This is a genomic window from Phenylobacterium sp., from assembly GCF_030645195.1.
Lineage (GTDB): Bacteria > Pseudomonadota > Alphaproteobacteria > Caulobacterales > Caulobacteraceae > Phenylobacterium.
Map to the genome: position 1 here is coordinate 15,413 of NZ_JAUSLW010000089.1, position 24,038 is coordinate 39,450.

Consider the following 24,038-nt stretch of genomic DNA (forward strand, 5'->3'; position numbering starts at 1 on the left):
CTCGATCAGACCCGGCCCATCACCAGGCAGCCGTTGGTGCCGCCGAAGCCGAAGCTGTTGGACATCACCGTCTCCACCTGCTGGTCCAGGCGCTTGCGCAGGATCGGCAGGTCGGCGAAGGCGGGGTCGAGGTTCTCGATGTGGGCGCTCTCGGCCAGGAAGCCGTTGCCCAGCATCAGCAGCGAATAGATCGCCTCCTGGGCCCCGGCCGCCCCCAGGCTGTGGCCGGTCAGCGACTTGGTCGAGGAGATGTAGGGCGCCTTGTCCCCGAAGACCGCGCGCACGGCCTCCATCTCCTTGAGGTCGCCCACCGGGGTCGAGGTGCCGTGGGGGTTCAGATAGTCGATCTTGCGGCCGCCGAGGTCGGCCATGGCCAGGTTCATGCAGCGCGCCGCGCCCTCGCCGGAGGGAGCGACCATGTCGAAGCCGTCGGAATTGGCGGCGTAGCCGAGGATCTCGCCATAGATCTTGGCCCCGCGGGCCTTGGCGTGCTCGTACTCCTCCAGCGCCACGATGCCCGCGCCACCGGCGATCACGAAGCCGTCGCGGGCCGCGTCATAGGCGCGGCTGGCCACGGCCGGGGTCTCGTTGAAGTTGGAGCTCATGGCGCCCATGGCGTCGAACAGCACGCTCAGCGTCCAGTCGAGCTCCTCGGTCCCGCCGGCGAAGACCACGTCCTGCTTGCCCATCAGGATCTGCTCGTAGCCGACCCCGATGCAGTGGGTGGAGGTGGCGCAGGCCGAGGAGATGGAGAAGTTCAGGCCCTTGATCTTGAACCAGGTCGAGAGCGTCGCCGAGGGGCCCGAGCTCATGGCCTTGGGCACCGCGAAGGGGCCGACCCGCTTGGGGCCGCGGGTCTTGGCGGTTTCGGCCGCCTCGATGATGGATCGGGTCGAGGGGCCGCCGGAGCCGACGATCAGGCCGGTCCGCACATTGGAGACATCGGCCTCCTCGAGGCCGGAGTCGGCGATCACCTGTTCCATGGCGATGTGGGCGAAACCGGTGCCCTGGGCCAGGAAGCGGGCCGCGCGGCGGTCCACCATGGATTCCCAGTCCACGTCGGGCTTGGCCTGGACCTGGCTGCGGAAACCGAGCTCCGCATAGTCCGGCGCGAAGGAGACGCCCGACTTGGCCTCGTGCAGCGAGGCGAGAACCTCATTGGCGTTGGCGCCAATGGAGGAGACGATACCGATACCCGTGACGACGACGCGACGCATGTTTGCTCCCAAATCCAGACGGCGTTTACCGTTTACCGTTGGTAGAGACCGACGCGGAGATCCTGCGCCCAGTAGATAGGAACGCCGTCCGCTTCCAGCACACCATCGCCGATCCCCATGACGAGACGGCGGTTGATGACGCGCTTCATCTGAATCTTGTAGGTGACCTTCTTGATGTTCGGGGTCACCTCGCCGCCGAACTTCACCTCGCCACAGCCCAGGGCGCGGCCGCGGCCCTTGCCGCCGATCCAGCCGAGATAGAAGCCCACCAGCTGCCACAGGGCGTCCAGGCCCAGGCTGCCGGGCATGACCGGGTCGCCGATGAAGTGGCAATCAAAGAACCAGAGGCCCGGATTGATGTCGAATTCGGCTTCGATGAAGCCCTTGCCGTGATCGCCGCCTTCGTCGGTGATCTTGGTCATGCGGTCGAACAGCAGCATCGGCGGCGCCGGAAGCTGGGCGTTGCCCGGCCCGAACATCTCACCGCGCGCACACGCCATGAGATCTTCGAAGCTGTAGTTGTCCTTGGCCTTCACGCCCATGGTCATGCAGTTCGCCTTCCGGCTTCAAAAGAGGGGTCAGGGCCTATCAGAGCCGGCCGCGTCGCTCAACGGCATTGCAGACGGTCGTCGGTTCCCCAGAGCTCGGCGGCCGGGGCCCAGCCCGAGACGCCGTCGACCCGGAGCTTGCACCAACCCCGGCTGTCGCACCGGACCAACGCGGCCAGGGCCCGGGCGTTCAAAATGGCGTGCACGGGAGCGCCGGCCTTGGGCCCGCCATGCAGGGCCAGCGGGGTCGGCTTGATCCGCATCACCGTGCGGCGGCCGTCGGTGGTGCGCCGGTGCACCCAGGCCATGCCGTGCTCGGGATCGCAGATCCTGCGCCACTCGCTGTTCTCGGCCACCACCTGCACCGGCAGGTCGCGGGCGTGATAGACCCAGAGCAGGCGATGGTCGTCGCCGGGGCCGGACCGGGCGTTCACCTCGTTGAATTTCAAGGAAACATAGCGCGGCACCGGAAAGCCCGAGGGGGTCTGACGCTCCGCCGCCGCCAGGGTCTGGGCCGCGCCCAGGGCCCAGAACAGGACCGCCGTCAAAAGCGGCGCCCACGCCCGTGCGCCCATCGCCGTTTCCGCCTCGCCTTGGCCGCTCATATGCCCTTTGCTAGAGGTTCATCTCGCGACGCGCCATAGTCCCGCGCGCCGCACCTCCTTTTTCGAGTTCCGCGAAACCGCCCATGCCCGCCCGAAAGCCCAAAGTCATCGTCACGCGCAGGCTTCCGGATCCCGTGGAGACACGGTTGCGCGAGCTGTTCGACACCCAGCTCAACCTCACTGACGAGCCCCTGGACCGCACAGCCCTGATCGCGGCGGTGAAGAGCGCCGACGTCATCGTCCCCACCATCACCGACAAGCTGGACGCCGACATCCTGTCCCAGGCCGGGGAGCAGCTGAAGCTGATCGCCAATTTCGGGGCCGGCGTGGACCATATCGACGTGGCCGCCGCCAACGCCCGGGGGATCAGCGTCACCAACACGCCGGGCGTGCTCACCGAGGACACGGCCGACCTTACGCTGGCTTTAATGATGGCGGTCTCCCGCCGCATCGTGGAGGGCGCCAATGTCGCCCAGGCCGGGGGCTTCACCGGCTGGGCGCCCACCTGGATGATGGGGCGGCGGATTTCCGGGAAACGGTTAGGAATTATCGGCATGGGCCGCATCGGCCAGGCCGTGGCGCGCCGGGCCAAGGCCTTCGGCATGCAGATCCACTACCACAACCGCAAGCCGGTCAGCCCGCGCATCGCCGAGGACCTGGAGGCCACCTACTGGGAGAGCCTCGACCAGATGCTGGCCCGGATGGACATCATCTCGGTCAACTGCCCGCACACCCCGGCCACCTATCACCTGCTCTCGGCGCGCCGGCTGAAGCTGATGCAGCCCCACGCCATCCTGGTGAACACCGCCCGCGGCGAGATCATCGACGAGGGCGCCCTGGCCGATCAGCTGGCCAAGGGCGAGATCGGCGGGGCGGGCCTGGACGTCTTCGAGTTCGAACCGGCCATCAATCCCAAGCTGCTCAAGCTCCCCAACGCCGTCCTCCTGCCCCACCTCGGCTCGGCCACGGTGGAGGCCCGCACCGAGATGGGCGAGAAGGTGATCATCAATATCAAGACCTGGATGGACGGCCACAAGCCGCCCGACCGGGTGCTGACCTCGATGCTGTAGGGCCTAACCCCCGCCGCAGACCTCGCACTCCGGGTCGGGGCCGATCTTCACGGTGCGGGTCTCGGCCGAGAGGGCGTCATAGATCAGCAGCCGGCCGGCCAGGGGATCGCCGGCCCCGGTGAGGACCTTGATGGCCTCCAGCGCCATCATCGAGCCGATGACCCCGGCCAGCGCCCCCACCACCCCGACGGCCGAGCAGGTCTCGGCCTCGGGCGGGATCTCAGGCACCAGGCAGCGGTAGCAGGGGGCGCGGCGGAAGACGCCCACCTGGCCGGTCCAGCGGCCGATGGCGCCGGAGACCAGGGTCACGTGCTCGGCCACGCAGGCGGCGTTGACAGCGAAGCGGGTGGCGAAGTCGTCGGTGCCGTCCAGCACCAGGTCGCAGCCGCGCACCAGGGCCCGGGCGTTGGCCTCTTCGAGCGCCACCGGGACCCGCTCGATATGGACGTGGGGATTGAGGGCCTTCAGGCGATCGGCGGCGGCCTCGACCTTGCAGCGGCCGACATCGCCTTGCGTGTAGATCACCTGCCGCTGCAGGTTGGAGACGTCGACCCTGTCGGGATCGGCCAGGACCAGGGTCCCGACCCCGGCGGCGGCCAGGTAGAGGGCGGCCGGCGCGCCCAGGCCGCCGGCGCCCACGATCAGCACCCGGGCGGCCTTCAGGCGCTGCTGGCCCGGCCCCCCCACCTCGCGCAGCACCAGATGGCGGGCGTAGCGCTCGACCTCGTCGTCGGAAAAACTCATCGTCCTTGACCTTGACCCTTCGCCTGCTCACATCGGCCAGCATGACACCAGCTGACAAGACAAGCTTCCCCGACTGGCATGGGACCACCATCCTAGCCGTGCGCAAGGACGGACAGACCGTCATCGCCGGCGACGGACAGGTGTCGATGGGCCAGACCATCGTCAAGGGCAACGCCCGCAAGGTCCGCACCCTGGCCGGCGGCAAGGTGATCGCGGGCTTCGCCGGCGCCACCGCCGACGCGCTCACCCTGATCGAGCGGCTGGAGGCCAAGCTGGAGCAGTATCCCGACCAGCTGGCCCGGGCCTGCGTGGACCTGGCCAAGGACTGGCGCACCGACCGCTATCTGCGGCGGCTGGAGGCCATGCTGCTGGTGGCCGACAAGGATAATATCTTCACCGTCACCGGGGCCGGCGACGTCCTGGAGCCGGAAACCGGGGTGGCGGCCATCGGCTCGGGCGGCAACTATGCGCTGGCCGCGGCCCTGGCCCTCATGGAGACCGACCGCGGCGCCGAGGACCTGGCTCGCCGGGCCATGGGGATCGCCGCCAGGATCTGCGTCTACACCAACGGCAATCTGACGGTCGAAACCCTCTAAGGCCGTCATCCCGGCCAAGGCCCGTCAGGGCCGCAGAGCCTGGACCCAGGGGCGGGGCGCGCGGCCCTGGGTCCCGGGTCTTCGCTGCGCTCGCCCGGGATGACGGGTGTGGATGTCCAATCCTTCACTTGAGAGGGCGCGGTGGCGGAGCTTAGTTGCAGGGCGACTATCCAAGGATTCCCGCCGTGATCAGAGCCGCCCTCTTCGCCCTGCTGGCGCTGGCCGCCACCCCGGCCCTGGCCGCCGACCCCGCCCCGGTGGTGGCCGCCGAGCGGGCCTTCGCCGTCGACGGCCTGGCGCTCGGCATCCGCGATTCGTTCCTCAGGCACGCGGCCCCCGAGGCGATCCTGTTCGCCCCCGATGTCCGCAAGGTGCACGAGACCTTCCCCAAGCGCCCCGCCGACCAGGGCGGCCCGCCCCTGGTCTGGTGGCCCCTGTGGGCGGGGATCGCGCGGTCCGGCGACCTCGGCTTCACCACCGGCCCCTCCACCTATGACGGCAAGCCTGGCGCATATTATTTCACCGTCTGGAAGAAACAGGCCGACGGCGGCTGGAAATGGATCTTCGACGGCGGCGCGCCCTCCAGCACCGCCGGCGCCCCGCCCCAGGGCTCGCCGCCGGCCTATCTGCCGGTCTCGACCACCAAGGGGAAATATCCCGAGGCCGCCTTCGCCGATGTCCGCGAGGCCGAGGCGGCCCTGAACGCCGCGGCCAGGACCGACACGGCCAGCGCCTACAAGGCGGTGCTGGCCGCCGACGGCCGGGTGGTGGGCTCGCCGGCCGCCCCCGGCAATGGCCCGGCCGCACAGGCCGCCGAACTGGCCACCCGCCCGGCCCAGATGACCTTCGGCCCGACCCTGGGGGGCGAGGCCTCGGCGGCCGGGGATCTCGCCTGGACCTATGGCGAGGCGGCCTGGGTGCGGGACGGCAAGGACCGCCAGGGCCACTATGTGCGGATCTGGCAGCTGCGGCCCGAGGGCTGGGTCCTGGTCTTCGACGAGATCCTGGCCTCGCCGCCGAAGAGCTAGCCCCGGCGGGCTTGAACGAGCCGATCCGTACCTATCTAAGGCCGGCATGACCGAATTCTCACCGCGCGAAATCGTCTCCGAACTCGACCGCTTCATCGTCGGTCACCCCGAGGCCAAGAAGGCCGTGGCTGTGGCCCTGCGCAACCGCTGGCGCCGCCGCCGGGTGCCTGAGGCCCTGCGGGACGAGGTGACGCCGAAGAACATCCTGCTGATCGGCCCCACCGGGGTGGGCAAGACCGAGATCGCCCGGCGGCTGGCGCGCCTGGCCCAGGCCCCCTTCCTGAAGGTGGAGGCCACCAAGTTCACCGAGGTCGGCTATGTCGGCCGCGACGTCGACCAGATCGTCCGCGATCTGGTGGAGATCTCGCTCGGCATGGTGCGCGAAAAGCGCCGCGCCGCCGTCCGCGCCAAGGCCGAGGCCGCCGCCGAGGAGCGCATCCTCGACGCCCTGACCGGCCCCGGCTCCACCGCCGCCCGCGAGAGCTTCCGCAAGAAGCTGCGGACCGGCGAGCTGGACGACAAGGAGGTGGAGCTGACCCTGGCCGACACCGGCGGCGCGGGCATGTTTGAAATCCCCGGCCAGCCCGGCGCCCAGATGGGCATGCTCAATCTCGGCGAGATGATGGGCAAGGCCTTCGGCGGGCGGACCAAGACCCACAAGACCACCGTTGCTGCAGCCCACTCTCCCTTGATTCAGGAGGAGAGCGACAAGCTGCTAGACCAGGAAGCCCTGACCCAGGAGGCCATAGAGCTGGCCGAGAACCAGGGGATCGTCTTCCTCGACGAGATCGACAAGGTGGCCACCAGCCGCGAGCGCTCCGGCGGTGCCGACGTCTCCCGCGAGGGGGTGCAGCGCGATCTGCTGCCCCTGATCGAGGGCACCACCGTGTCGACCAAGCATGGGCCGGTGAAGACCGACCACGTGCTGTTCATCGCCTCGGGCGCCTTCCACGTGGCCAAGCCCTCGGACCTGCTGCCCGAGCTGCAGGGCCGGCTGCCCATCCGGGTGGAGCTGAAGGCGCTGACCCGCGACGACATGCGCCGCATCCTCACCGAGCCCGAGGCCAACCTGATCGTTCAGCACCAGGCCCTGCTGGCCACCGAGGGGGTGACGCTCACCTTCACCGCCGAGGCGATAGATGCGCTGGCCGACGCCGCCGTGGCGGTGAACGGCTCGGTGGAGAATATCGGCGCGCGGCGGCTGCAGACCATCCTGGAAAAGGTGCTGGAGGAGATCAGCTTCACCGCCTCGGATCGCTCGGGCGAGGCCATCAGCATCGACGCGCCCTACGTGAAGGCCCACGTCGGCGACCTGGCCAAGGACGCGGATCTCTCGCGGTTCATTCTTTAGCGGAGCGGCGCTAGAACCGCGCCCGCCGCGCGTTGTAGATCGCGCCCTCCAGGGCCTTGGCGAACTCGGCGCGTTCGGAGGGGCTCAGCGCCCGGGCCACCGGGGCCTCCTTGCCCGAGAGCGCCAGGCGCAGGTCGACGACGTGATCGTCCTCGGTCAGCAGGGTGACGCGGGTGAAGGCCGTGGGGCTTTCCCACAGCAGCTTGCGCATCTTCGGCGTCTCTTGGAACACCTGGACCTGGCGGTCGGTGACCCGCACCCGCTCGATCTGCTTGGCCGCGGCGTAGCTGGCCAGGAAGGCCACCACGATGGCGGCCAGGTCCAGGCCCAGGAACATCGGCACGAAGACCGCGCCCATCGACAGGAACACCGCCGCCGAGGCGCAGTTGAGCACCGTCACCACCGTGATCAGCACCATGAAGCCGCGCTGCGACAGGCTCCGGTTGGGCCTGATTTCGGCGTCCATGAAAACGTGATCGTCCATAGCCCGCGCAAGCTAGGCGATTTGCGGACGTCCAAACAGGCCCCACGTGCGGGGACGCTTGGCGAAGCGGCCCGGAGCGGGCGATGGTCGGCCATGGCCAAGACCCCGAAAGCCCAGACCCGCAAGCCCGCCAGCCCCGCCGAACAGGCGCGGATCGCGGAAATTTTTCACCGGTTCATCGCGCTCAGCGACGATCCCCGCACCGAGCTGGATTATGCCAGCCCCTATGAGCTGGTGACCGCCGTGGCCCTGTCGGCCCAGGCCACCGACGTCTCGGTGAACAAGGCCACCCGCAAACTGTTCGCCGTGGCCGACAGCCCGGAGAAGATGCTGGCGCTCGGAGAAGAGGGCCTGACCCCCTATATCGCCTCCATCGGCCTGTTCCGCACCAAGGCCAGGAACGTCATCGCCACGGCCCGCATCCTGATGGACCAGCACGGCGGCGAGGTGCCCCTGGACCGCGCGGCCCTCCAGGCCCTGCCCGGGGTGGGGCGCAAGACCGCCAGCGTCGTGCTCAACGAGCTGCGGATCGAGCCGGCCATCGCCGTGGACACCCACGTCTTCCGCGTCGCCCACCGCCTGAAGCTGTCGGATGGCAAGACGCCGGATCAGGTGGAGGCCGACCTGATGGCCATAGTCCCCGAGCCCTACCTGACCCGGGCCCACCACTGGCTGATCCTGCACGGCCGCTACACCTGCCTGGCGCGGCGGCCGAAGTGCGAGGACTGCCCGATCGCCGACCTCTGTCCCTCGAAGACACTGTTCGTCGGCTAATCGACGCGCACCGGCAGTTCGACGTCGCAGATGGAGAAGTCGGCGCCCTTGGCGCTGCGCACCTGCCGAACCAGGGTGCGGAAGGCCGGGCTGCGGTCGCTGAGGATCGAGACCCGGGGCCGCTCGGCGGCGGGCATGTCGGCGGCCACCCGCACCTTCAGCATCCGGTCGGGATCGGCGGGGGGCTCGCCCACCTTGATCAGCCGCACCACGTCCAGGCCCACGACCACCTTGCCCCAGACCGTATAGTCGCGGTCGAGGCGGCGGCTGGCGGCCCGCATGAAGAAGATCTCGCTGTTGCCGGTGTCGTCGGCCGCCTGCCGGCCCATGCCGGCGACGCCGGGGCAATAGGCGCCCCAGGCGCGGATCGTCCCGTCGGTGCTGCGCACGGCCTCCTGGCCCGACACCGTCTGGATCGGGACCGCGCCGAGGAAGCCGGTGGTGGCGTCCGACGGCGCGCTGACCGCCAGATAGTCGGTGATCTTCAGCTTGAAGGTGAATTCCGGCGGCAGGTCGGGGTGGCTGGAGACCCCGCCGTCGCGGTTGTCGGGATTGCCGGTCTGGTCGACGAAGCCGTCGATCACCCGATGGAATTGCAGGCCGTCATAGACGCCTTCGCGGGCCAGCAGCTTCACCCGGGCCACCGACTGCGGCGCCAGGACCGGCGCCAGGGCCACGATGATGCGGCCCTGGGTGGTGTCGATCACCAGGGTGTCTTGCGGATCGAGGGGCCGCCAGTCGCTGGCGGGGGCGGCGCCCATCAGGGCGAACGCGCAAAGGGCGGCGGAGAGCTTGCGGATCATGCGACCCAGTGAAGCTTCTCCGCCGCCCCGCGCCAACCGATCTTTTGAGGGACCGGCCGAATGGGATCAGGTCAGGTGATGCGCTTGACGCTCACCGGGTCGCTGCCCGGGAAGCTTTCCTCCAGGCCCTCGTCCAGCAGGGCTTCCTGGCGGTCTTCGGCCTCATGTTCCTTGTCCGCCAGTTGGTCGGGCTTCTCGCCCTCCTTCAGCGGCGTCACCTTGCGGGCGTGGGGGACCTCGGCCGCCTTCACGCTCTGCTTGTCGCTGGCCGCGCGCTCGGCGTCCTTGGCTTGATTGAGAATGCCCATGTGCCGGTCCTCTTGAACTGATGGCGGTTGTTCCGCCCTGCGGACCTAACGTGCGGGCCGCTCGCCGGTTGCCGCCCTGGCGCCCCGCGCCGAGGGGAGCGCGACCGGCCTCGGAACGAAGCATTCGATGTCGCGATCGTCGCGGAAGTGAAAAAGCCGCATGCTGGAGACTCTCTCACCGGCTCCTTGCGTTGCTCAAGCTTGCCTTTCCCTGTAGTCAGCCGGCCAACGTTTCCCCGGAAAGCCCCATGACCGAACTCTACGACGTCGCCGCCATCGGCAACGCCATCGTCGATGTGATCGCCCCGGCGACCGACGACTTCCTCTCCGCCAACGCGCTGGACAAGGGCGCCATGATGCTGATCGACGAAGCGCGCGGCGTGGAGCTCTACGGCAAGATGGCGGCGGGCATCGAGGCCTCCGGCGGCTCGGCGGGCAACACCATCGCCGGGGTCGCCAGCTTCGGCGGCCGGGCGGCCTATCTGGGCAAGGTGGCCAAGGACCAGCTGGGCGACGTCTTCGCCCACGACATGCGCGCCATCGGCGCCCACTTCGACACCCCGCCGCTCACCGGCGGCCCGGCCACGGCCCGCTCGCTGATCAACGTCACCCCCGATGGCGAGCGCACCATGTGCACCTATCTTGGCGCATCGACCGAGTTCGCCGCCGACGACGTCGACCCGGCGATCATCGAGGGCGCCAAGATCGTCTATCTTGAGGGCTACCTGTTCGACGCCGAGGCCGCGCGGCGCGCCTTCGCCAAGGCCGCGGGCCTGGCCCGGGGCTCGGGGCGGATGATCGCCATCACGCTATCGGACGGGTTCGTGGTGGAGCGTCACCGCGAGGCCCTGCTGGGCTTCATCGAGAGCCAGGTGGACCTGGTCTTCGCCAACGACACCGAGCTGATGGCGATGTTCCAGACCGACGATTTCAACGACGCCATGGCCCAGATGCGCGGCAAGGTGAAGATCGCCGCCGTCACCCGCGGCGCGGCCGGCTCCACCATCGCCGCGGCTGGCCAGACCTTCGACGTTTCGGCCTACCCGGTGGAAAAAGTCGTGGACACGACCGGCGCGGGCGACCAATACGCAGCCGGTTTCATGTTCGGTCTCGCCAAGGGCCGGCCGCTGAATGTCTGCGGTCAGCTCGGCTCGCTGGCGGCGTCGGAAGTGATCTCGCACTACGGCCCGCGCCCCCTGGTCAATCTGAAAGACCTCGCGGCGTCGAAAGGACTCTAAGCCCATGGCCCGCACGGCCGAAGTCGTCCGCAACACCAAGGAAACCCAGATCAGCGTCAGCGTCGATCTGGACGGGTCCGGCGTGTCCGATGTCCAGACTGGGGTCGGCTTCTTCGACCACATGCTCGATAGCTTCGCCCGTCACGGCGGCATCGACCTGAAGGTGCGGACCCAGGGCGACCTGCACATCGACTTCCACCACACGGTGGAGGACACCGGCATCGTCATCGGCCAGGCCATCGCCAAGGCGCTGGACGGGTTCAAGGGCGTCCGCCGGTTCGGCCACGCCTATATCCCCATGGACGAGACCCTGACGCGCTGCGCCATCGACCTGTCCAACCGGCCCTATCTGATCTGGAAGGTGGCCTTCAAGACCCCGAAGATCGGCGAGTTCGATACCGAGCTGTTCAAGGAGTTCCACCACGCCTTCGCCATGAACCTGGGCGCCTGCGTGCACCTGGAGACCCTCTACGGCGACAACAGCCACCACATCGCCGAGAGCGGCTTCAAGGCCCTGGCCCGCGCCCTGCGCGCCGCCGTCGAACTCGACCCCAAGACCCATGGTCACGCGCCGTCGACCAAGGGCGTCCTGTAGGATCCAATCCATGCAGAATGTCGCCCTGATCGACTACGGGTCGGGCAACCTTCGCTCGGCCGAAAAGGCCTTGGTGAAGGCCGCCGACGGCGAGAGCCAGATCGTGGTCACCTGCGATCCCGACATCGTGGCCGCCGCCGACCGCATCGTCCTGCCCGGCGTCGGGGCCTTCTCGGCCTGCATGACCGCGCTCTCGGAACGCCCCGGCCTGATCGAGGCCATGACCCAGGCGGTCCGCGGCAAGGGCGCGCCCTTCCTGGGCATCTGCGTGGGCATGCAGCTGCTGGCCACGCGGGGGCTGGAGTTCGGCGAGACGCGCGGCCTGGACTGGATCGGCGGCGACGTGCGGCGGATCGAGAGCCACGACCCGGCCATCAAGATCCCGCACATGGGCTGGAACACCCTGATCGGCGCCAGCGGCCCCGACCTGATCGCCAAGATCGGCGAGGCGCCCATGTACTTCACCCACTCCTTCGCCTTCTATCCGGACGACGAGAACGACGTCGCCGCCTGGGTCGATCACGGGGGACAATTCCCGGCCGCTGTCGCCAACGGCAACATCGCGGGCGTACAGTTTCACCCTGAAAAGTCGCAGAGCGCCGGCCTTGCCCTGTTGGCGCGCTTCCTGGAGTGGCGACCTTGATCCTCTATCCCGCGATCGACTTGAAGGATGGCCAGTGCGTGCGCGTGCTGCACGGTGACCTGACCACCGCCACCGTCTTCAACGCCTCCCCCGCCGACCAGGCCCGGCAGTTCGTGGAGTCTGGCTTCCACTGGGTCCACGTGGTGGACCTCAACGGCGCCGTCCAGGGCCGGGCGATCAATGAGAAGGCCGTCGAGGCCATCCTCGAGAACGTCTCCATCCCCGTCCAGCTGGGGGGCGGCATCCGCTCGATGAAGGACATCGAGCGCTGGATCGAGGCCGGGGTCTCCCGGGTGATCCTGGGCACCATCGCCGTCACCGATCCCGAGATCGTCAAGGCCGCGGCCCGCGAATGGCCCGAGCAGATCGCCGTCAGCGTCGATGTCCGCAAGGGCAAGGTGGCGACGCAGGGCTGGACCGAGAGCTCCGACCTCGACGCCGTCACCGTCTCCAAGCGTTTCGAGGACGCCGGGGTCGGCGCCCTGATCATCACCGACATCGACCGCGACGGCACGGTGATGGGCTTCAATGTCGAGGCCTTCGGGGCCATCGCCGACGCGGTCAATATCCCGGTGATCGCCGCCGGCGGCCTGGCCAGCGTCGACGACATCGTCCGGCTGCGGGCCCGCAAGGGCGTTCCGATCGCCGGCGCGGTCCTGGGCCGGGCCCTCTACAACGGCGCCATCAGCCCTTCCGAAGCCCTGAAGGTCGCCGCCTGATGCTCAAGGTTCGCGTCATCCCCTGCCTGGACGTCAAGGGCGGCCGCGTGGTGAAGGGCGTGAACTTCGTGGCCCTGCGCGACGCCGGCGATCCGGTGGAACAGGCGAGGGCCTATGACGCCGCCGGCGCCGACGAGCTGATGTTCCTCGACATCACCGCCAGCCACGAGCGGCGCGGCGCCATCCTCGACGTCATCGCCCGCACCGCCGATGTCTGCTTCATGCCGCTCTCGGTCGGCGGCGGCATCCGCGAGGTGGCCGACGCCCGCCGGCTGCTGCTGGCCGGGGCCGACAAGATTTCCGTCAACACCGCCGCGGTGGAGAACCGCGACCTGATCAGCGCCTGCGCCGACGCCTTCGGCTCCCAGGCCGTGGTGGTGGCCATCGACGCCAAGCACGGGACGTCGCGGACCGGGTCGGGCGGCCGCAACGACGGCTGGGAGGTCTATACCTATGGCGGCCGCACCGCGACGGGCCTGGACGTGGTGGACTACGCCGTCGAGGCCGTGAAGCGCGGCGCCGGCGAGATCCTGCTGACCTCCATGGACCGCGACGGCGCCAAGACCGGCTACGACATCGACCTGCTGCACGCCGTCACCAGCGCCGTGAACGTGCCGGTGATCGCCTCGGGCGGCGCCGGCAATGCGGCCCACATGGTCGAGGCCGTGGTCAAGGGCGGCGCCGACGCCGTCCTGGCCGCCTCGATCTTCCACTTCGGGGACGTTTCCATCGGCGAGGTCAAGCGCGCCATGGCGAAGGCCCATATTCCTGTCCGCCTGACGGAGACCGCCGCATGAGCCGTTTTTCCGAGACCCTGGAGCGCCTGGCCGCCACCATCGAGGACCGCAAGGGCGCCAGCCCCGAAAGCTCCTACACCGCCAAGCTGCTGTCGGAAGGCGTCGAGCGCGCCGCCAAGAAGCTGGGGGAGGAGGCCGTCGAGGTGGTGATCTCCGCCGTCCAGAAGGACAAGGACGGCCTGGCCGCCGAGAGCGCCGACCTGATGTACCACTTCCTGGTGGTGCTGGCGGCCGCCGACGTCAGCCTCGACGACGTCGCCGCCTGGCTGGAAAGCCGCGAGGGCCGCTCAGGCCTGGAGGAGAAGGCCTGGCGGCACAGGTCGGAGACCTGAGGTCTAGCGCCTCCTCTCCCGCTTGCGGGAGAGGGTAGGGTGAGGGCTTTTTCCGAAGTTCCGTGACCCCTCAGAGGCCGAGACGCGCAGCCCTGCTGCGCGCGCCCTCACCCATCCTCTCCCCCTGAACGGGGAGAGGAGAAGCGCTAAAACGGCCACCAGCTCCAGAACCAGGTGACGATCCGGGCCCAGAGGCCGTCGAAGGAGAAGCCGATGGCCTTTTCCACCGGACCCTTGGGCGGCTCGGGGACGAACCAGCTCGGCGCGGCCGGCGGGGCGCAGTTCATGCGCATGCCCACCCCCTTCAGATAGCCGCGGCGGATCTCGCCGGCGCGGATGGCGGCCTGGACCTTCTTGTCGTGGCGCGCGGCGCCGGTCAGCTTGCGCACCCAGCCCCGGAAGGGCAGCAGGCCGCCGCTCTCGCTGCGCACCTCCGAGATCCCGGCGTCCTTGATCGCCCCGCCAACCTTCTGGGCCCGGGTGCGGGTGTCGGGCGCCGGCGCCTCGTCCAGGTCGGGGCCCAGGGCGGCGTCCAGGCGTCCGATCTCGGCGGCGATGGGTTCGCAGCGCGACAGGCCCGCCAGGTCATAGGGATCGGCCCGGGCGCGGGAGAGCACGTCGGGAATGCCCTTCTGCTTGAGATTGAGGTCCTCGAGGGGGGCCAGGGCCGCGTCGCGGAAGGTGTCCTTGTCCTGCATGACGCCGCGATCGGCGGCCTGGGCCCCCGCAGCGGACAAAAGAGTGACGGTGACGGCGAAAGCAGCGGCGCGCATGGCGCCACCATAGTCGAGCTCGGCGGCGCGCGCTAACCTGCGCCCTCATGATCCCCGCCCTCGACGTGCTTGCCGGCCGCGCGACCCCGCCCTTCCTGGCGCAGACGACGCCCCGCGACCGCAGGGGGCGCTGGGTGGCGCTGATGGCGGTGGCGGGACCCGTGGCCGCCCTCGCCATGAGCCTGCTGGTGGTCCTGGTCCTGATCTTCGCCGGTCACCTGGGCCTGCCCCTCAACGTCATTGGCGGCGAGCTGGCCGACCTGCCGCGCCTGCTGAAGTCCAGCGTCTACATCTTCGAGGTGGGGATCGGCCTGGCGGCGGCGGCGGCGGGCCTGCTGCTGGCCGCGCGGCTGATCTTCCGCCGGCCCTTCCGCAGCTGGATCACCGTGGCGCCCCGCTTCCGCTGGGACGTCCTGGCCTGGGGCGCGGCGGCGGGTGTCATCGCCATCATGGTGCTGAACCTGATTTCGGTCTTCATGCCCCAGGGCGCCGGCGAGGCGCCGATCCTCGACGCCGGCGAACCCCTGACCCAGCGCCTGGCCTATGTGGCCGCCTCCAGCCTCGGCTTCCTGATCGCCGCCTGGGCCGAGGAGGTGGTGTTCCGCGGCTACCTGCTGCAGCAGGTGGGCGCCTTCACCCGCCGGGTCTGGCTGGTCCTGCTGATCAACGGCCTGGTCTTCGCCCTCTTCCACCTGGAGTTCGATCCGGGGGCCTTGGCGGCGCGGGCCCTGCTGGGGGCCGTCTTCGCCTGGGCGACCTTGAGGCTGGGCGGCCTGGAGTTCGGGATCGGCGCCCACGCCGCCCAGAACCTGGGGGTGGCCCTGTTCGGCGAGGTCCTGCTGCCGGGCTCGCCGGAAACCACCGTCAAGCTCGCCGACCTCGGCTACGAGGTGGTGCTGGCGGTGACCATCGTGGCCTGCGTGGAATGGCTGTATCGGCGGCGGACCCTGGTGGTTCCGGCCCTGGCCTAGGGGCGAGGCGCCCTACGCCGGACCCCGCGCGCAGTCTCGGTTCGAACAATCCCGTCATCCCGGACGGCCGCCAGGCCGATCCGGGACCCAGGGGCCGAGATCAATCCCCCTGGGTCCCGGCTCTCCGCTTCGCTGCGGCCGGGATGACGTGGAGGAGGGGCCAGGCGCCCCTACTTCAGCAGCAGCTGGCCTTCCTTCTGGACGCGACCCTTGATCTTGCCGGCGATGAGGGCGAGCACGTTGGGCAGGTTGATGGTCATGTGGACCGCGGCGTCCAGCACCTCCAGGTGGCCGGTGACGTTCTGGCCCATGGCCGCGACGGCGAAGTCCATGCGGTCGCCGGTCCAGCTCTTGGTGAGCGCCTTGGCCGCGGCCTCGCCGAACTGCTGGCTGATCTTGCCGAAGCCCTCCTCGATCCGCTGGCGCGCCACGGCGCGGCCCAGGTCGTGGGGAATGGTGATGGTGATCGGCTTGCTCATGTCGGGCCCTTCTGACTGACATCCATAACGGCGCAGATGGGGATCGGGTCCAGCCGGAACAAAGGCCGCCTCGCCGATAGTTGCAGAAGGTCGGCGGCCCGGCCGGGCGCCACCGCTCGTCCCGGCGGTCCCGCCGCTCGTCCCTGAAGGCTTTCCCGATCGGCTTCGGCGCGGGCTAGGCTGGGGCATGACCCGACACGCCCTCGCCCTGCTCGCCACCGCCAGCCTCGCCGCCTGTTCCGCGCCCCGCGCCGCGCCGGCCCCGGAAGCCGGATGGGCCCACTATGGCGGCGACGCCGGCGGCCAACGCTATTCCCCCGCCCGCCAGATCACGCCGGACAATGTCGCGCGGCTGAAGCCCGCCTGGCGCTTCTCCACCAGCGACATGGCCAGCAAGGGCGCGGCCATGGAACGCGCCGCCTTCGAGGTGACCCCGATCCTGGCGGCGGGCCGGCTCTATCTGTGTTCCCCCTTCAACGAGGCCAGCGCCATCGACCCGGGGACCGGCAAGGCCCTGTGGCGCTTCGATCCCAAGCTGAAGCTCGGGATCGGCTATCCCAACGACTACAACTGCCGGGGCCTGGCCTATTGGAGGAACCCCGCCGTCCCGCCCACGGCTCCCTGCGCCGAGCGGATCTTCATGAACACCAACGACCGGCGGCTGTTCGCCCTCGACGCCGCCACCGGCAGGGCCTGCCCGGGCTTTGGCCAGGACGGCATGGTCGCGGTCATGCCCGCCCTGGACGATCCCGGCGCCGCCCAGATCACCTCGCCCCCCGTGGTGGTGGCCGGCGTGGTGGTGGTGGGCTCCTCCATCGACGACAACCAGAAGGTCGACGAGCTCTCCGGCGCCGTGCGCGGCTTCGACGCCGTCACCGGGGCGCTGAAGTGGAGCTTCGACCCCCTGGCCAGCGCCCGGCCCGGGATCCGCGCCGGCGCCGCCAATGTCTGGGCGCCGATGTCGGCCGACGAGACCCGCGGCCTGGTCTTCCTGCCCACTTCCAGCGCCAGCCCTGACTTCTACGGCGCGGCAAGGCCAGGCGCTGGCGGGCACGCCAATTCGGTGGTGGCGCTGCACGCCGCCACCGGCCAGGTGGCCTGGGCCTTCCAGACCACCCACCACGACGTCTGGGACTACGACCTGCCGGCCCAGCCGACCCTGGCCACGGTGACCTACAAGGGCGCGACCTCGCCCGCCGTGATCCAGACCACCAAGCAGGGCCTGCTCTTCACCCTGAACCGCGACACCGGCGCCCCGGTCATCCCGGTGGTGGAGCGGCCGGTTCCCCAGGGCGGGGCCCTGGGGGAGACCCTGTCCCCCACCCAGCCCTTCCCGGTGGCGCCGGCCTCGCTCGCCCCCAACCGCATCGCGCCCCAGGATGCCTTCGGCCTGACGCCCTGGGACCGGGGCGCCTGTCGTCGGCTACTGGAGGGCGCCCGGAACCAGGGGCTCTACACCCCGCCCACCACCCAGGGGACGATCATCTATCCCTTCACCGGCGGCGGCTCGAACTGGGGCGGGATCGCCTTCGATCCGGGCCGCCAGGTGGTCTATGCCAACACCTCCAGCGCCCTGCACAAGGTGACCCTGATCCCGGCGGAACAGGTGAAAGCCGCCAAGGCCGCCCAGCCGGATCTGGAGATCAGTCCCAATACAGGCGCCCGCTACGGCATGAAGCGCGAGCTGCTGCGCTCGCCGCTGGGCCTGCCCTGCAACCCGCCGCCCTGGGGGGAGCTGTCGGCCATCGACATGCACGACGGCAAGGTGCTGTGGCGCGTGCCCCTGGGGACCACGCGGGACCTGGCGCCCGGCTCGCAGCTCTTCATGCGCGGAACCGGCACGCCCAATTTCGGCGGGCCCATCGTCACCGGGGGCGGCCTGGTCTTCATCGGCGCGGCCATGGACAACTATCTGCGCGCCTTCGACGCCCGCTCGGGCAAGGTGCTCTGGAAGGGTCGGCTGCCGGCCGGGGGCCAGGCCACGCCCATGACCTATGTCTGGAAGGGCCGCCAGTACGTGGTGATCGCCGCGGGCGGCCATTCCAAGAGCGATACCAAGCGCGGCGACCAGCTGGTGGCCTTCGCCCTGCCGCAATAGGGAACCTCGGGGTCCGGGCGGGTTTTTTCGCTGGCGCGCAGCCCCGCGCCCGGTGAAACCTGGCGGCATGACCCTGACCACCCGCGTTCTCATCGGCCTCGTCGCCGGTCTCGCCGCCGGCGCCGCCATCGCGGCCTACGCCCCAGGCTTGGTCCCGCAGATCATCGCCGTGGCCGAGCCGGCGGGGGGACTCTGGCTCGACGCCCTGAGGATGACCATCATCCCGCTCGTCTTCGCCCTGCTGGTGACCGGGGTGTCCCAGGCCGCCGACACCGCCCGGGCCGGGGGGGACGCGGCCCGGACGCTGGGCCTGTTCGCCGTCCTGCTGGTGGCCTCGGCCGCCTTCGCCGCCATCGCCACCCCGGCCCTGCTGGCCATCTGGCCGGCCCCGGCCGAGGCCGCCCAGGCCCTGCGCGCCGCGGCCCACGCCGCGAATGGGCAGATTCCGCCCACGCCGACCATCGAGGCCATGCTCAAGAGCTTCATCCCCACCAATCCGGTCCAGGTCGCCGCCGAGGGGGCCATGGCGCCCCTGGTGGTCTTCGCCCTGGTCTTCGGCCTGGCCGCCACCCGCATCGCCGCCGAGCATCGGGCCAGCCTGCTGGGGTTCTTCGCCGCGGTGAAGGACACCATGATGGTCCTGGTCCACTGGGTGCTGTGGGCCGCCCCCTTCGGGGTGTTCGCGCTGGCCCTGGTCACCGGGGCCCGGACCGGGCTGGGGGCGGTGGGGATCCTCGGCCACTATGTGATCGTGGTCTCCATCATGTGCCTGAGCATGGCTGCGGTCGCGGTGATCCTGGCCGTGGTGTTCGGCCGCGTGCCCTTCATGGCCTTCCTGCGCGCCATGATCCCGGTGGAGGCCGTGGCCATCTCCACCCAGTCGTCGCTGGCCTCCCTGCCGGCCATGCTCGACACCGCCGAGCGGCTGGGGGTTCCCGACAAGGTGCGTGGCATGGTCCTGCCCATGGCCGTGGCCCTGTTCCGCATGACCAGCCCGGCCGGCAACATGGCCGTGGTGATCTATGTGGCCCACATCTACGGCGTGGCGCTCAGCCCGCTGGTCCTCGCGGTCGGGGTGCTGGTGGCCGCCACGGTCAGCCTGGCGGCGGTCGGCATCGCCAGCGCGGTGACCTTCTTCACCACGCTGGGGCCCATCTCCATGGCCATGGGGGTGCCGATGGAGCTCCTGCCCTTGCTGCTGGCGGTGGAGACCCTGCCCGACATCTCGCGCACCATCGGCAACGTCACCGCCGACGTCGCCGTCACCACCATGGCCGCCGAATGGAGCCTGGAGGAGGACGCGCAGGAGGAACTGCCGGTGAGCGAGGGGGTCTAGGCCCGGCTCTTCCGCTTCAGGGCCACATAGAGCGCCCCCTCGCCGCCGTGCGTGCGGTGGGCCTCGGAGATGCCAGCCACCACCTCGCGCAGGGCCGGGCTCGACAGCCATTCCGGGGTCATGCGCCGCAGCACCCCGCCGCCGCGGGCCCCCTTGCCGGTGATCACCAGCACCGCGCGGTCGCCGCGGTTCCAGGCGCCGAGGACGAATCCCTCCAGCGCCGCCTTGGCCTGCATCTGATCCATGCCGTGCAGGTCGATGCGGCCGCCGATCGCCTCGCGCTCCTTGGCGATGCGCTGCTTGCGGCGCGGCTCGATGTCCTCGGGCCCGAGCCAGGGGTGGGCGGGACGCTTCGGCGCGGGCTTCTCGGGGATGGGGATGCGGGCGGCGGGCGCGTTGTGGTCGATCTGGGCGGCGAGGGCGTCACGTTCGGCCTTGGAGACCGCGCGACCGGGCATGGGGTGGACCGTGGCGGCCACCATGGACCAGAGGCGCAGTTCGTCGGGCCGGACCGGCCGCTTCACGACCCGGGACCCACCCGCGGAACCAGGCGGTGCATCCGCAGAGTATGGCGCACCCGGCCGGCCTCGGCGCCGGCGCGCTGGCCCTGACCCAGATAGAGGTCGGCGCGGACCTCGCCCTTGATCGCCCCGCCGACATCCAGCGCGGTCACCAGGCGCCGGTAGGTGGGGAAGGCGCCGGTGAGGATCGGCGCGACCCCGTCGATCCAGAACAGCTCGCCCGTGGCGTGGCGGGTCGGGTCCACCGCGATGGCGCGGCCGACCGGCAGGGGAATGCCCGCCGACCCCACCGGCGGTCGGCCGTCGTCCGGCGCCAGGGTGAAGAAGACGTAGCGCGGGTTGAGCCGCATGATGGCCTGGGCCTCGGCCCCGCGATGGTCGGCCAGCCACTGACGGATGGCCTCGCCCGAGGTATTGTTGGCCGCCAGCAAACCCTTGTCGCGCATGGGATTGGCGATTCCGACGAAGGGCCGGCCGTTAGTGGCGGCGAACAGCACCTTGGTCCGGGTCCCATCGGGATAGGTGATCACGCCCGAGCCCTGGACCTGCAGGAAGAACAGCTCCTCGGGCCGCATCCAGGCCAGAACCTGGCCGGGCGGGGAGGCTTCGATGGCGGCGCGGTCGGGATAGGGGCCGAGCTGGCCGTCGAGACCCCTCTGCTGGGCGTCGCGGCCGCCCTGGCCGCTGGCCGCCAGGTCGACGGGCTTGGGCCGGACGGGCGCGGAAAACTCGGCGTCGGACTTGGCGCGGGCCTCATATTCCGGCGCGTAATAGGCCGTCAGGATCCCCTCGCCGGGCAGGGCCTCGGGCCGGAAGTTAGCCTCGAAGAAGGCGCGGGCCTCGGCTCGGGGCGCCAGGGGCTGGCTGCGGGCCCGGCGGCAGATCTCCCCCATGGCGGCGTCCCGGGCCGCGCCGCAGGTGGCGCGGAAGGATTCGAAAGCCGCGGCGTGGTCCTCGTCGCTCCAGCCCGGCAGGTCGCTGAACTGCTCGAGCCGGGGGGGCGGACCCGGCTGCGGGCCGGGGGTGGGACGCGGCATGGGGCCGGGCTTGGCCGTGGCGCAGGCCGCGAGCGTCAGGGCCGCGGCGCAGGCCAGGAGGATCTTGGACAGGTTGCGGGCCACGACGGACTCCGGGCTGGACCGGCTGGGGGCCGGGATGAGCGGGTGGTCCTACGCCTCGGCGGCGTCGACGCGGACGAGGGTCCAGTTGGGGTCGCGGCTCTTAAGATTGCGTTCGAAGGTCCAGAGCTCGGCGGTGCGGCGATCGTCGACCCCCTCGCCCTCCGGCCCCTTGGTGCGGCTGCGGAACTCGGCCAGGAAGCGGACGGTGATCTTGGCCACGTCGCCCACCACCTCGGCCTTCTCCAGGTCGGCGCGCGGGGGATGGGCGAATTCCACGGTCTCGGTGCGGCCCTCGGTCTCACGCCGGGCGATCTCGGCGTCGAAGCTGGCCATGATACCCGGCGACAGCAGGTCGCGCAGGGTGTCGCGGTCGCCGGCGGCGAAGGCGGTGACGATCATCTCGTAGGCGCCCTTGGCGCCGCCGAGGAAGCGGGGCAGGTCGAAACTCCCGTCCCGGGCGCGCACGGCGGCCAAGCCGGAGAGGGCCACGCCCTCGGCGACCTCGGCGGCCTGGACCTCCTCGCCCTCCAGCCGATCGGGCGCGGGCTTGGCGCCGGGCAGGGCGTCGGCGGCCGGCGTGTCCTCCGGCTGACGGCCCACCCTGCGGCCCAGCACCGAATAGAGCTGGAACAGGACGACCGCGGCGAGGCCGGCGAAGATGATCAACTCAAGGATCGGCAATTGGTTATCGCTTCGATGGAGACGAGGGGTGGGCTTCAATATAGGACGTTGCAACGCCCCCGTCAGGGGCGACGTTGCATCGGCGAAAGTCGCATGATAGCAGCGCCGGTCCCAAACAGGGCGTGAACCAGTCCTTAGAGCACGGAATCTTCGCCAAATGAGCGACACTGACGCGGCCGGCCAGGAAAACGGCGCCGATATCGGCCTGACCGACCCGGGAATCCGGATTCTCGCCCAGTTCATCCGCGATCTCAGCTTCGAGAATCCGCGGGCCCCCGAGAGTCTGCGCGCCGGGACCACCCAGCCCAGCATCGACATGGGCGTGGAAATGAACGCCCGCGGCCGCGACGACGGCTATTTCGAGGTGGACCTGAAGCTCTCGGCCCGCGCGACGCGCGACGACGGCCCGGTCTTCCACGTCGAGCTGCTCTATGGCGGGGTCTTCGAGATCGCCGGGGTTCCCCCCGAGGAGCTGGAGCCGGTGCTGCTGGTGGAGTGCCCGCGCTTCCTGTTCCCCTTCGCCCGCCGGGTGATCGCCGACGTGACCTCGGACGGCGGTTTCCCGCCCTTCCTGCTCGACCCGATCGACTTCGCCGGCGTCTATGCGGCCCGCAAGGCCCAGGCCGACGGCGCGGGCCAGATCGGCAACGCGTAAGAGTCCAAGACCCTTCTCCCCTTGCGGGAGAAGGTGTCACGCGAAGGCGTGACGGATGAGGGGTTGCGCTCCCCTCTCAAAAAATTCCCGTGGGTTTGTCGGATAGGTCTATCGACCCCTCATCCGACCCTGCTCCGCAGGGCCACCTTCTCCCGCAAGGGGAGAAGGATCACAAATTCAAAGCCCGAACCGCGTCCAGAGTTCGTCGTTCTTCAGGACCTCGCGGATGAAGGCGGCGTGGATTTCGCGTTCGGCTTCGGTGGAGCGGGAGGCCAGGGGCCGGGGCCGCGCGCCATAGGTCGAGGGGTTGGCCACGGCGTAGGCGGCGGTGTCCATGGCCTGGGTGGTAAGCTCCAGGCTCCGCTCACGGCCGCCCTTCAGCTCCAGATAGACCGCCGCCAGCAGGCGGGCGTCGATCAGCGCCCCGTGCTTTTCCCGCTCCGATAGCGAGATCTTGAAGCGCTTGCAGAGCGCGTCCAGGGAATTGGCCATGCCCGGGAAGCGCTTGCGCGCCAGCGCCAAGGTGTCGATCCACCGCGGCTCCTCCAGGATGGTCAGGCCGCAGACCCCCAGCTCGTGATTGATGAAGGCCCGGTCGAAGGTGGCGTTGTGGGCGATCAGCGGCGCGTCGCCGACGAACTCCAGGAAGGCGTGGCTGACCTCCGGATGGGCGAACTTGGGCTTGCCCTTCAGGAAGGCGCCCGACAGGCCGTGCACCCGCTCGGCGTCCGGCGGCATGTCGCGCTCGGGATCGATATAGACGTGGAAGTGCCGCCCGGTGGGCAGGAAGTCCTCGATTTCCAGGCAGGCGATCTCCACCAGCCGGTGGCCGAGGTGAGGCTCGAAGCCGGTCGTCTCGGTGTCCATGACGATTTCGCGGGCCATGGCCCTAGATGCCGCGCTTCGACCGGGGTTTCAACCGGCGCTCAGGTCGCAGGGTTGTTTCGCTGGGGACGGCGCGCGGGATCGCGCAGGGCCGCGATGATCTCGGCGACCTGGGCCCGGGCGTGGTCCAGCCCCTGGCCGGTGTCCACCACGAAGTCGGCCCGCTTTCGCTTCTCGCTGTCGTGCAGCTGGCGCTTGAGGATGTCGTCCAGCCGTTCGGCGGTCCAGCCGGGGCGGGCCAGGACCCGGGCGCGCTGCTGATCCTCGGGCGCCGAGGCCACCACCACGGCGTCCATGTTCCGGTCGCCGCCGGTCTCGAACAGCAGGGGGATGTCCAGCACCACCATGTCGGCGCCGGCCTCCTGGGCGTGCTTGAAGAAGGCCCCGCGATCGGCGCCCACCAGGGGATGGACGATGGCGTTCAGCCGGGCCATGGCCGCGTCGTCGCCGAGCACCCGCTGGCGCAGGGCCTCGCGGTCCACGGCGCCATCCCGGGTGACCCCCGGAAAGGCCGCCTCCAGGGGCGCCACCGCCGCCCCGCCCTTCACATAGAGGTCGGCCACCACCGCGTCGGCGTCATAGACCGGGATCCCGGCCTCGCGGAACATGGCCGCGGTGGTCGACTTGCCCATCCCGATGGAGCCGGTCAGTCCGATATTCAGCATG

General features: G+C 70.1%; 29 protein-coding genes. 15 read left to right on the forward strand and 14 right to left on the reverse strand.

The genetic code is table 11. From position 1 onward, the window contains the following. Positions 1-5: 5 nt before the first annotated feature. From fabB to Q7T09_RS08015, 3 genes are all read right to left on the reverse strand, one after another. On the reverse strand, positions 6-1,217 hold the full coding sequence (gene fabB / locus Q7T09_RS08005; protein WP_304699052.1) for a beta-ketoacyl-ACP synthase I: 1,212 nt from the start codon (positions 1,215-1,217) through the stop codon (positions 6-8). Positions 1,218-1,249: 32 nt separating this feature from the next. Next, positions 1,250-1,759 (reverse strand): 3-hydroxyacyl-[acyl-carrier-protein] dehydratase FabA, encoded by a 510-nt coding sequence (gene fabA / locus Q7T09_RS08010; protein WP_304699099.1) that lies wholly within the window; start codon positions 1,757-1,759, stop codon positions 1,250-1,252. A gap of 65 nt (positions 1,760-1,824) precedes the next feature. Continuing rightward, complete coding sequence (locus Q7T09_RS08015) at positions 1,825-2,340, reverse strand: SH3 domain-containing protein (RefSeq protein WP_304699054.1); 516 nt, start codon at positions 2,338-2,340, stop codon at positions 1,825-1,827. A gap of 113 nt (positions 2,341-2,453) precedes the next feature. On the opposite strand from Q7T09_RS08015, the gene Q7T09_RS08020 reads away from it, so the two are divergent. After that, complete coding sequence (locus Q7T09_RS08020; protein ID WP_304699055.1) at positions 2,454-3,440, forward strand: D-glycerate dehydrogenase; 987 nt, start codon at positions 2,454-2,456, stop codon at positions 3,438-3,440. 3 nt (positions 3,441-3,443) lie between these two features. Here the strand turns inward: Q7T09_RS08020 and Q7T09_RS08025 are convergent, their stop codons facing one another. After that, the gene (locus tag Q7T09_RS08025; RefSeq protein WP_304699056.1) at positions 3,444-4,184 is read right to left on the reverse strand and encodes a molybdopterin-synthase adenylyltransferase MoeB; all 741 of its coding nucleotides are present in this window, start codon (positions 4,182-4,184) and stop codon (positions 3,444-3,446) included. Positions 4,185-4,195: 11 nt separating this feature from the next. Here Q7T09_RS08025 and hslV point away from each other — a divergent pair, with 11 nt between their 5' ends. From hslV to hslU, 3 genes are all read left to right on the forward strand, one after another. Beyond that, positions 4,196-4,780, forward strand: coding sequence for an ATP-dependent protease subunit HslV (gene hslV, locus Q7T09_RS08030; RefSeq protein WP_370689219.1), 585 nt, complete (start codon positions 4,196-4,198; stop codon positions 4,778-4,780). 185 nt (positions 4,781-4,965) lie between these two features. Next, positions 4,966-5,808 (forward strand): DUF4440 domain-containing protein, encoded by an 843-nt coding sequence (locus Q7T09_RS08035; RefSeq protein WP_304699059.1) that lies wholly within the window; start codon positions 4,966-4,968, stop codon positions 5,806-5,808. 46 nt (positions 5,809-5,854) lie between these two features. Beyond that, positions 5,855-7,159, forward strand: a complete 1,305-nt coding sequence (gene hslU, locus Q7T09_RS08040; RefSeq protein ID WP_304699060.1) for an ATP-dependent protease ATPase subunit HslU — start codon at positions 5,855-5,857, stop codon at positions 7,157-7,159. Positions 7,160-7,169: 10 nt separating this feature from the next. Here the strand turns inward: hslU and Q7T09_RS08045 are convergent, their stop codons facing one another. Further along, on the reverse strand, positions 7,170-7,625 hold the full coding sequence (locus tag Q7T09_RS08045; protein ID WP_304699062.1) for a DUF2244 domain-containing protein: 456 nt from the start codon (positions 7,623-7,625) through the stop codon (positions 7,170-7,172). Between the two features lie 111 nt (positions 7,626-7,736). Here Q7T09_RS08045 and nth point away from each other — a divergent pair, with 111 nt between their 5' ends. Beyond that, complete coding sequence (nth, locus tag Q7T09_RS08050; protein WP_304699063.1) at positions 7,737-8,417, forward strand: endonuclease III; 681 nt, start codon at positions 7,737-7,739, stop codon at positions 8,415-8,417. Here the strand turns inward: nth and Q7T09_RS08055 are convergent. Then, positions 8,414-9,220, reverse strand: coding sequence for a peptidylprolyl isomerase (locus Q7T09_RS08055; RefSeq protein WP_304699064.1), 807 nt, complete (start codon positions 9,218-9,220; stop codon positions 8,414-8,416). The two genes, nth and Q7T09_RS08055, sit on opposite strands and share 4 nt — an antisense overlap. A gap of 71 nt (positions 9,221-9,291) precedes the next feature. Further along, the gene (locus tag Q7T09_RS08060; protein ID WP_304699066.1) at positions 9,292-9,528 is read right to left on the reverse strand and encodes a hypothetical protein; all 237 of its coding nucleotides are present in this window, start codon (positions 9,526-9,528) and stop codon (positions 9,292-9,294) included. 248 nt (positions 9,529-9,776) lie between these two features. Between Q7T09_RS08060 and Q7T09_RS08065 the strand changes: the two genes are divergently transcribed. The 6 genes from Q7T09_RS08065 to Q7T09_RS08090 are packed head-to-tail and all read left to right on the forward strand — an operon-like array spanning position 9,777 to position 13,852. Beyond that, the gene (locus tag Q7T09_RS08065) at positions 9,777-10,766 is read left to right on the forward strand and encodes an adenosine kinase (RefSeq protein WP_304699067.1); all 990 of its coding nucleotides are present in this window, start codon (positions 9,777-9,779) and stop codon (positions 10,764-10,766) included. A gap of 4 nt (positions 10,767-10,770) precedes the next feature. Then, entirely contained in the window at positions 10,771-11,361 is a 591-nt protein-coding gene (gene hisB, locus Q7T09_RS08070) for an imidazoleglycerol-phosphate dehydratase HisB (protein ID WP_304699068.1), read from the forward strand. Between the two features lie 10 nt (positions 11,362-11,371). After that, a complete protein-coding gene (hisH, locus tag Q7T09_RS08075; RefSeq protein WP_304699069.1) occupies positions 11,372-12,004 on the forward strand; it encodes an imidazole glycerol phosphate synthase subunit HisH in 633 nt (210 codons plus the stop codon). Then, on the forward strand, positions 12,001-12,723 hold the full coding sequence (gene hisA / locus Q7T09_RS08080) for a 1-(5-phosphoribosyl)-5-[(5-phosphoribosylamino)methylideneamino]imidazole-4-carboxamide isomerase (protein ID WP_304699071.1): 723 nt from the start codon (positions 12,001-12,003) through the stop codon (positions 12,721-12,723). Before hisH ends, hisA begins: the two co-directional genes overlap by 4 nt. Beyond that, a complete protein-coding gene (hisF, locus tag Q7T09_RS08085) occupies positions 12,723-13,520 on the forward strand; it encodes an imidazole glycerol phosphate synthase subunit HisF (RefSeq protein ID WP_304699072.1) in 798 nt (265 codons plus the stop codon). The genes hisA and hisF overlap by 1 nt, the downstream gene beginning before the upstream one ends. After that, the gene (locus Q7T09_RS08090) at positions 13,517-13,852 is read left to right on the forward strand and encodes a phosphoribosyl-ATP diphosphatase (protein WP_304699073.1); all 336 of its coding nucleotides are present in this window, start codon (positions 13,517-13,519) and stop codon (positions 13,850-13,852) included. The genes hisF and Q7T09_RS08090 overlap by 4 nt, the downstream gene beginning before the upstream one ends. Before the next feature lie 146 nt (positions 13,853-13,998). Here the strand turns inward: Q7T09_RS08090 and Q7T09_RS08095 are convergent, their stop codons facing one another. Continuing rightward, positions 13,999-14,625: a hypothetical protein gene (locus tag Q7T09_RS08095; RefSeq protein ID WP_304699075.1), complete on the reverse strand. Its 627-nt coding sequence runs from the start codon at positions 14,623-14,625 to the stop codon at positions 13,999-14,001. Between the two features lie 47 nt (positions 14,626-14,672). Here Q7T09_RS08095 and Q7T09_RS08100 point away from each other — a divergent pair, with 47 nt between their 5' ends. Further along, positions 14,673-15,596 carry a CPBP family intramembrane glutamic endopeptidase gene (locus tag Q7T09_RS08100; protein WP_304699077.1) on the forward strand — a complete coding sequence of 308 codons (924 nt, stop codon included), beginning with the start codon at positions 14,673-14,675 and terminating at the stop codon, positions 15,594-15,596. A gap of 170 nt (positions 15,597-15,766) precedes the next feature. On the opposite strand, the gene Q7T09_RS08105 is transcribed toward Q7T09_RS08100, so the two are convergent. Further along, entirely contained in the window at positions 15,767-16,075 is a 309-nt protein-coding gene (locus Q7T09_RS08105; RefSeq protein WP_304699078.1) for a polyhydroxyalkanoic acid system family protein, read from the reverse strand. Between the two features lie 187 nt (positions 16,076-16,262). Here Q7T09_RS08105 and Q7T09_RS08110 point away from each other — a divergent pair, with 187 nt between their 5' ends. Together Q7T09_RS08110 and Q7T09_RS08115 are read left to right on the forward strand one after the other, a co-directional pair. Beyond that, positions 16,263-18,173 carry a pyrroloquinoline quinone-dependent dehydrogenase gene (locus Q7T09_RS08110; RefSeq protein WP_304699080.1) on the forward strand — a complete coding sequence of 637 codons (1,911 nt, stop codon included), beginning with the start codon at positions 16,263-16,265 and terminating at the stop codon, positions 18,171-18,173. 67 nt (positions 18,174-18,240) lie between these two features. Continuing rightward, on the forward strand, positions 18,241-19,509 hold the full coding sequence (locus tag Q7T09_RS08115) for a dicarboxylate/amino acid:cation symporter (protein ID WP_304699081.1): 1,269 nt from the start codon (positions 18,241-18,243) through the stop codon (positions 19,507-19,509). Here the strand turns inward: Q7T09_RS08115 and Q7T09_RS08120 are convergent. Genes Q7T09_RS08120 through timA form a run of 3 tightly spaced genes read right to left on the reverse strand, consistent with a single transcriptional unit; the run spans position 19,506 to position 21,826 of the window. After that, positions 19,506-20,033, reverse strand: a complete 528-nt coding sequence (locus Q7T09_RS08120) for a Smr/MutS family protein (protein ID WP_304699082.1) — start codon at positions 20,031-20,033, stop codon at positions 19,506-19,508. The two genes, Q7T09_RS08115 and Q7T09_RS08120, sit on opposite strands and share 4 nt — an antisense overlap. After that, positions 20,030-21,151: an MltA domain-containing protein gene (locus Q7T09_RS08125; protein WP_304699083.1), complete on the reverse strand. Its 1,122-nt coding sequence runs from the start codon at positions 21,149-21,151 to the stop codon at positions 20,030-20,032. Before Q7T09_RS08125 ends, Q7T09_RS08120 begins: the two co-directional genes overlap by 4 nt. A 48-nt stretch (positions 21,152-21,199) precedes the next feature. After that, positions 21,200-21,826, reverse strand: coding sequence for a TIM44-related membrane protein TimA (gene timA / locus Q7T09_RS08130; protein ID WP_304699100.1), 627 nt, complete (start codon positions 21,824-21,826; stop codon positions 21,200-21,202). Positions 21,827-21,989: 163 nt separating this feature from the next. Between timA and secB the strand changes: the two genes are divergently transcribed. After that, on the forward strand, positions 21,990-22,487 hold the full coding sequence (secB, locus tag Q7T09_RS08135) for a protein-export chaperone SecB (RefSeq protein ID WP_304699084.1): 498 nt from the start codon (positions 21,990-21,992) through the stop codon (positions 22,485-22,487). Between the two features lie 177 nt (positions 22,488-22,664). Here the strand turns inward: secB and dnaQ are convergent, their stop codons facing one another. Beyond that, positions 22,665-23,372 carry a DNA polymerase III subunit epsilon gene (dnaQ, locus tag Q7T09_RS08140; protein WP_304699086.1) on the reverse strand — a complete coding sequence of 236 codons (708 nt, stop codon included), beginning with the start codon at positions 23,370-23,372 and terminating at the stop codon, positions 22,665-22,667. A 41-nt stretch (positions 23,373-23,413) separates the two neighbouring features. Then, the gene (coaE, locus tag Q7T09_RS08145; RefSeq protein WP_304699087.1) at positions 23,414-24,037 is read right to left on the reverse strand and encodes a dephospho-CoA kinase; all 624 of its coding nucleotides are present in this window, start codon (positions 24,035-24,037) and stop codon (positions 23,414-23,416) included. Position 24,038: the final 1 nt, after the last annotated feature.

Bases quoted from the DNA above. Each gene is read 5' to 3' on its own strand.
- coaE (WP_304699087.1), bottom strand. From the start codon at position 24,037: ATGCTGAATATCGGACTGACCGGCTCCATCGGGATGGGCAAGTCGACC.
- Q7T09_RS08115 (WP_304699081.1), top strand. From the start codon at position 18,241: ATGACCCTGACCACCCGCGTTCTCATCGGCCTCGTCGCCGGTCTCGCC.
- Q7T09_RS08095 (WP_304699075.1), bottom strand. From the start codon at position 14,625: ATGCGCGCCGCTGCTTTCGCCGTCACCGTCACTCTTTTGTCCGCTGCG.
- hisH (WP_304699069.1), top strand. From the start codon at position 11,372: ATGCAGAATGTCGCCCTGATCGACTACGGGTCGGGCAACCTTCGCTCG.
- Q7T09_RS08105 (WP_304699078.1), bottom strand. From the start codon at position 16,075: ATGAGCAAGCCGATCACCATCACCATTCCCCACGACCTGGGCCGCGCC.
- Q7T09_RS08065 (WP_304699067.1), top strand. From the start codon at position 9,777: ATGACCGAACTCTACGACGTCGCCGCCATCGGCAACGCCATCGTCGAT.
- Q7T09_RS08100 (WP_304699077.1), top strand. From the start codon at position 14,673: ATGATCCCCGCCCTCGACGTGCTTGCCGGCCGCGCGACCCCGCCCTTC.
- hisF (WP_304699072.1), top strand. From the start codon at position 12,723: ATGCTCAAGGTTCGCGTCATCCCCTGCCTGGACGTCAAGGGCGGCCGC.
- Q7T09_RS08060 (WP_304699066.1), bottom strand. From the start codon at position 9,528: ATGGGCATTCTCAATCAAGCCAAGGACGCCGAGCGCGCGGCCAGCGAC.
- dnaQ (WP_304699086.1), bottom strand. From the start codon at position 23,372: ATGGCCCGCGAAATCGTCATGGACACCGAGACGACCGGCTTCGAGCCT.
- Q7T09_RS08020 (WP_304699055.1), top strand. From the start codon at position 2,454: ATGCCCGCCCGAAAGCCCAAAGTCATCGTCACGCGCAGGCTTCCGGAT.
- Q7T09_RS08090 (WP_304699073.1), top strand. From the start codon at position 13,517: ATGAGCCGTTTTTCCGAGACCCTGGAGCGCCTGGCCGCCACCATCGAG.
- Q7T09_RS08110 (WP_304699080.1), top strand. From the start codon at position 16,263: ATGACCCGACACGCCCTCGCCCTGCTCGCCACCGCCAGCCTCGCCGCC.
- hisB (WP_304699068.1), top strand. From the start codon at position 10,771: ATGGCCCGCACGGCCGAAGTCGTCCGCAACACCAAGGAAACCCAGATC.
- Q7T09_RS08015 (WP_304699054.1), bottom strand. From the start codon at position 2,340: ATGGGCGCACGGGCGTGGGCGCCGCTTTTGACGGCGGTCCTGTTCTGG.
- Q7T09_RS08045 (WP_304699062.1), bottom strand. From the start codon at position 7,625: ATGGACGCCGAAATCAGGCCCAACCGGAGCCTGTCGCAGCGCGGCTTC.
- secB (WP_304699084.1), top strand. From the start codon at position 21,990: ATGAGCGACACTGACGCGGCCGGCCAGGAAAACGGCGCCGATATCGGC.
- nth (WP_304699063.1), top strand. From the start codon at position 7,737: ATGGCCAAGACCCCGAAAGCCCAGACCCGCAAGCCCGCCAGCCCCGCC.
- fabA (WP_304699099.1), bottom strand. From the start codon at position 1,759: ATGGGCGTGAAGGCCAAGGACAACTACAGCTTCGAAGATCTCATGGCG.
- hslU (WP_304699060.1), top strand. From the start codon at position 5,855: ATGACCGAATTCTCACCGCGCGAAATCGTCTCCGAACTCGACCGCTTC.
- Q7T09_RS08055 (WP_304699064.1), bottom strand. From the start codon at position 9,220: ATGATCCGCAAGCTCTCCGCCGCCCTTTGCGCGTTCGCCCTGATGGGC.
- Q7T09_RS08025 (WP_304699056.1), bottom strand. From the start codon at position 4,184: ATGAGTTTTTCCGACGACGAGGTCGAGCGCTACGCCCGCCATCTGGTG.
- fabB (WP_304699052.1), bottom strand. From the start codon at position 1,217: ATGCGTCGCGTCGTCGTCACGGGTATCGGTATCGTCTCCTCCATTGGC.